We start from the raw sequence: 573 nt of genomic DNA on the forward strand, positions 1-573 counted from the left end.
TGTTTCACGAAACATCTTCGGGTTGTGAGGTTAAGCGACCAAGCGTACACGGTGGATGCCCTGGCAGTCAGAGGCGATGAAGGACGTGCTAATCTGCGAAAAGCGCCGGCGAGGTGATATGAACCCTTGACCCGGCGATGTCCGAATGGGGAAACCCAGTGTGATTCGTCACACTATCGTTAGCTGAATACATAGGCTAACGAGGCGAACCGGGGGAACTGAAACATCTAAGTACCCCGAGGAAAAGAAATCAACCGAGATTCCCCCAGTAGCGGCGAGCGAACGGGGAGGAGCCCAGAGCCTGAATCAGCTTGTGTGTTAGTGGAAGCGTCTGGAAAGTCGCACGGTACAGGGTGAAAGTCCCGTACACGAAAATGCACAGGCTGTGAGCTCGATGAGTAGGGCGGGACACGTGGTATCCTGTCTGAATATGGGGGGACCATCCTCCAAGGCTAAATACTCCTGACTGACCGATAGTGAACCAGTACCGTGAGGGAAAGGCGAAAAGAACCCCGGCGAGGGGAGTGAAAAAGAACCTGAAACCGTGTACGTACAAGCAGTGGGAGCCTCTTT

General features: G+C 53.9%; 1 rRNA gene. It reads left to right on the forward strand.

Annotated features, from left to right (window positions below):
- Nucleotides 1-28: 28 nt before the first annotated feature.
- Nucleotides 29-573 (forward strand): 23S ribosomal RNA (locus tag OGV50_RS00360); the annotation flags it as partial.

This window comes from Citrobacter sp. CK180 (genome assembly GCF_030333655.1).
Taxonomy (GTDB): Bacteria; Pseudomonadota; Gammaproteobacteria; order Enterobacterales; family Enterobacteriaceae; genus Citrobacter_B; species Citrobacter_B koseri.